This is a genomic window from Waterburya sp. (genome assembly GCF_058530065.1).
In genome coordinates this window covers 1-4,530 of the sequence record NZ_JBZNBU010000233.1, presented here as the reverse complement: position 1 = coordinate 4,530, position 4,530 = coordinate 1, and the positions used below count along the sequence as shown (strand labels likewise).

Here is a 4,530-nt window from a genome sequence, read left to right as displayed (position 1 = left end):
TCTTTAGAGAATCCTTTAGTGGCTAATTTGGTAACTTACTATAAAAATCAGCGTCAAGATTGGTTTCGACTTTATTTACTGCCTACCGCCTTAAGAACTCTCGAACAAACCATAGTTCCCCTCAGAGAATCTCAAAGTATCATTGCTTTGTTGGATAATCGGGTCAATTTTCGTAGCTATGGTAAGACCATTTTATCCGCCCTCGAACCTTGCGCCCGCATCAACTACATCGATCCCACTTGGTTTGGTTATCCTAATTCTTAGAAATAGACCTGTTTCCAATCTAATTACAGGACAAAAATTGTAGGGAGTGAAGAAACTCATCATGTTTCAAATCCAAATATAGGTTGCTTCTGGTTCAATGGCTCAAATTGAAAGACTTTACAATCGGTCACGGTATCCGTGATAGACACCTTAGCCCCACAAGGCTAGGCTTGAAGATGTAGATTTCACGCTCACACAGTTAAGCCTTGCTCCACTAGTGATTTAACGTGAGCCAATCCCAAAATTATTATTAAATAATTAGAATGAGCGAGAAAAAAATAAAAATAAGCTATCTGTGCTTAATTATATTTAGTAGTGCAATTATTCTGGCAGATTTTCATTTTCGGTTTCTTGTAGGAAAAGAATTAACTCCAACTGAAGGCTTTCAATTAATACCTCAAGAAGCTCTAGCGACATTATATATTTCTACAAATTCTCAGGATTGGCAACAAATTAAAAAATTAGTCTCACCCAAGACGCAAAGTTTATTAAAACAAGAACTCAATACTTTTATTAGTCAAACGTCAGCTTTAAAAGAATTTAATTATGAGCAAGATATTCGTCCTTGGATCGGAAATGTCATGCTAGCTTTTTTGCCTGAAACTAATTTTGAATCGGAGCGCGGTCGCCAAAGTTATTTATTAATTGTGGGTATTAAAAATAAGATCGAGTTATTAAATTTTGCTAACAAACTTGAGAATCAGGATAATCGACAACTTGAAAGCAATAATTATCAAAATATTCCTATCGTCAAAATTAGCGATCGCCACGATTGCACTTTGTTTTTGGCAATCTTAAAAAATAAGTTATTGGTATCTTCCAAACATCAAATTTTAGAACTAGCTATTGATACTTGGCAAAGCAAAAAATAATTTGTATATAAAAATAAATGGGTTTACAAAAAAAGTCTTTATTATTATTAAATTTTTTCAGGTTTGATATATTTTACGAGAGAAAAATCATGGCTATTTTTCTCGATAAAAAGCTTTTACTCCTTAAATTTATCCTTGTTGCCACTGTTTTTAGCTTGGCTTATACACAAGAACCTATCTACAATTCGCCCGAAAATGCCGATGGCAATCAAAACACTAAATTTCTTTCTGGCTTGGCAAAAGCTGGTTTTGGTTTTCTAGATCGAGACTGGACAGCTAACACGATAGATCCTTTACCCCCATTTACATTTTTAGTAGAGTTTACCTATAAATATATTCATCATGAATATGCTTTTTATCTTTATTATGGGTTGATTATGGGATTGTATGTTTCTAGTTTATTGGGGATCGTAAATTATGTTTATCGACTGGAAAATTCTCTGACAAAAATTTTACTTTATCTAGCATTTTTTATTAGCATTCACACCGTAAATTTAGAATTTGGTACTTTTGATACTGCTTGGCACCTTCATAGTGGAGTTGCAGGGCAATACATTTTAGGACCCGTCTTGCAACCCTGTACATTTGGTGTTTTTATCTTATTATCAATTTGGCTAGCACTTTATAAAAGATATTACTGGGCAATTTTGGCAAGTGCGATCGCAGCAACTTTTCATCCTGCCTATATTTTTAGCGTGGCAGTTTTTACTTTATCTTATGTTGTCTTTGTTTTTCCCAAAGAGCCAAAAAAAGCGACCGTTATTGGTTTTCTTTCTTTACTGCTGGTACTGCCAATTTTTAGTTATATGTATTTTACTTTTCCAGCAACTACTCCTGCAATTAAAAAACAGGCAATGGACATTATTGTCAATTTTAGAATTTCTCATCATTCTATTCCAGAAGTTTGGTTGGCAACAGGTACTTCGCATTTACAATCTTTAGTGACAATCGCTGGTTTATATTTAATTAGAAATACTGCATTATTTAAGATTTTACTGATACCTTTTATGACGGCTTTTTATCTAACAATATTGCAAGTAATTTTAGATAACGATCTAATTGGTTTGGTCGCTCCTTGGCGTTTATCTGTTTTTTTGGTACCGATATCAACCGCTATTATTATCGCTGCGATTGTCTCGTTTATAACTAAATTAGTAGGAAAACAATCTAATATTAAAAGCTTCTTAATTGGAATTAGTTTAGTTGTTATATCCGCTCTGACAGTTCGGGGTTTTGACCAGCAAATTGCTCTCTTTCAGTATAGAGGGGAAAGTACTCCCATGCTGAATTTTGTCAAGGTAAATAAGCAAGAAGGAGATACTTATTTAATTCCTCCTAATTCTCAACAGCTACAAAAATTTAGACTGTATACAGGAGTTCCTATTTTTGTGAATAAAAAATCTCATCCCTATCAAGATACCGAGGTGATTGAATGGTATAACAGGGTAATGCTCGCAAATCAACTGTATGAACAAGAGAGCGATCGCTGTCAATTATTGCAACAACTAGATACCGATTATAAGCTTACTCATGTAGTTGCTGAAAAAGAAAATCAATTCTCGTGCAGCTGTTTAACCACTTTGTATCGCGATCGTCAATATGTAATTTATAAAATCAAATGAAGAAAATACTCCGTTCATAGATTGTAAGGATTCAGGTATTAAATTGATTATTCCATCTCAGATAGAAATCGAGCGGGTACGACAAAAATATCAAATTCCCGAGAAAAAACTGGCAAGAATTTTTAATCCAATCGATGTTAACAGTCATCATGCCATAGATAGGCAAGAAGCTCGTAAAATACTAAATCTCCTCTTGCAAAACACGATTGTCGTCTGGCATGGCAGGGTAGAAATTTTTCGTAAGGGTTTAGATATCTTGTTGGGTGCTTGGGAAATAATTCAAAATCGGTCTTTAAGACAGCGACTGGGAAAATCGGCACAACATCGAATAGAAAATTATTTTTCTTTACCAGCAGTCGGTCAACAGCTAAAAAACTTGTTAGCCATCTAAATTGTGACTTAGACTACCGAGTTGTCTCTAAAATAAACTAAAGAGAGATAATAAATATACCGTTTGCTAGAAGCAACTCAAAGAAAAATATAAAAAACACTATGGATTTAATTGCACTCGAAAGCTTTCTGGACAATACTTCCTTTGCGGTACTGCTAGTTACCATGCTGATTTACTGGGGGGGGGCTGCTTTCCCCAACTTGCCCTACCTCAGCACTTTAGGCACGACTGGAATGGCAGTAGCCAATCTCTGCATGGCTACTTTATTAGGCGCACGCTGGATCGAGGCTGGCTATTTTCCCCTCAGCAATCTTTATGAGTCTTTATTCTTCTTAGCCTGGGGTGTAACTACCATTCACTTTATCGCCGAAAGAATGAGTCGCAGCCGTTTGGTAGGAGTGGTGACTAGTCCCGTGGCGATGGGAATTACTGCTTTTGCAGCCCTCAGTTTGCCCGTAGAAATGCAGGAATCCGCGCCCTTGGTACCCGCCCTCAAATCCAACTGGCTGATGATGCACGTTAGCGTAATGATGCTCAGTTATGCGACTCTGATGGTAGGAAGTGCGATCGCTATTTGCTTTTTGGTAGTAACTCGCGGGCAAAAAGTAGAGTTAAAAGGTAGTTCGGTAGGGACTGGTAGTTTCCGCGATCGCGTCAAGCAAAGAACTAGTAAAACTAATGAAGTCAATCTGGAAAGCAATATTTATGCCAGTACTGGTAGCACCGCCGTTTTAGAGCGACCCGAAACTAAAGCTGAAACTCTCTCTCCCGAACGTTTGAGTCTGGCTGATACTCTAGACAACATCAGCTACCGCGTCATCGGCTTAGGGTTTCCGCTGTTGACTATCGGCATCATTGCAGGAGGAGTTTGGGCAAATGAAGCCTGGGGTTCTTACTGGAGTTGGGACCCTAAAGAAACCTGGGCTTTTATCACCTGGTTGGTGTTTGCTGCCTATCTTCATGCCAGAATTACTCGCGGTTGGCAGGGTAGAAAACCCGCTATTCTTGCAGCAGTCGGTTTTGTGGTAGTTTGGATTTGCTATCTCGGGGTGAACTTGTTAGGCCAGGGTTTACACTCTTATGGCTGGTTTTTGTAATGATGTTTGAGTAGCGATCGCCATACAGTACAGAGACGCGATCGTTATTTATCAAAAATAATACGCGAGTAGTATTATCAACCATAGACTGTAACTAAGGTGATTTCCGAGAAAGAGTGTACCTAACCACCGAGGGCTGGAAATCTTTTGCCAAATATTGAGCTGCGATCGAAAAGTAGAAACAGCGATCGAGAACCAAGATAGAAAAAATCTCTGGTTCTCGATCGCAAAAATTAGTAATTAAAGAATGCTGGATAAATACAAGAAAAAAATTGTCGCGCGCT

Annotated in this window: 5 protein-coding genes and 1 pseudogene; 5 read left to right on the top strand and 1 reads right to left on the bottom strand. The window is 37.5% G+C overall.

Translation table 11 applies throughout. The features are described from left to right. The 5 genes and pseudogenes from AC33VI_RS14120 to ccsB all read left to right on the top strand — a co-directional run. Window positions 1–264: pseudogene (locus tag AC33VI_RS14120) on the top strand (ATP-dependent DNA helicase); the annotation flags it as partial. A gap of 263 nt (window positions 265–527) precedes the next feature. After that, window positions 528–1,136: a DUF3352 domain-containing protein gene (locus AC33VI_RS14115; protein ID WP_491782904.1), complete on the top strand. Its 609-nt coding sequence runs from the start codon at window positions 528–530 to the stop codon at window positions 1,134–1,136. A gap of 89 nt (window positions 1,137–1,225) precedes the next feature. Beyond that, on the top strand, window positions 1,226–2,758 hold the full coding sequence (locus AC33VI_RS14110; RefSeq protein ID WP_491782903.1) for a DUF6798 domain-containing protein: 1,533 nt from the start codon (window positions 1,226–1,228) through the stop codon (window positions 2,756–2,758). A 43-nt stretch (window positions 2,759–2,801) separates the two neighbouring features. Beyond that, window positions 2,802–3,149: a glycosyltransferase gene (locus AC33VI_RS14105; RefSeq protein ID WP_491782902.1), complete on the top strand. Its 348-nt coding sequence runs from the start codon at window positions 2,802–2,804 to the stop codon at window positions 3,147–3,149. 101 nt (window positions 3,150–3,250) lie between these two features. Continuing rightward, window positions 3,251–4,246: a c-type cytochrome biogenesis protein CcsB gene (gene ccsB / locus AC33VI_RS14100; RefSeq protein ID WP_491782901.1), complete on the top strand. Its 996-nt coding sequence runs from the start codon at window positions 3,251–3,253 to the stop codon at window positions 4,244–4,246. Window positions 4,247–4,340: 94 nt separating this feature from the next. Here ccsB and AC33VI_RS14095 read toward each other — a convergent pair. Continuing rightward, window positions 4,341–4,530: hypothetical protein (locus AC33VI_RS14095; protein WP_491782900.1), on the bottom strand; the 190-nt coding region annotated here is incomplete at its 5' end.

Coding starts and splice junctions, on each gene's coding strand:
- ccsB (WP_491782901.1), top strand. CDS start 3,251: ATGGATTTAATTGCACTCGAAAGCTTTCTGGACAATACTTCCTTTGCG.
- AC33VI_RS14115 (WP_491782904.1), top strand. CDS start 528: ATGAGCGAGAAAAAAATAAAAATAAGCTATCTGTGCTTAATTATATTT.
- AC33VI_RS14110 (WP_491782903.1), top strand. CDS start 1,226: ATGGCTATTTTTCTCGATAAAAAGCTTTTACTCCTTAAATTTATCCTT.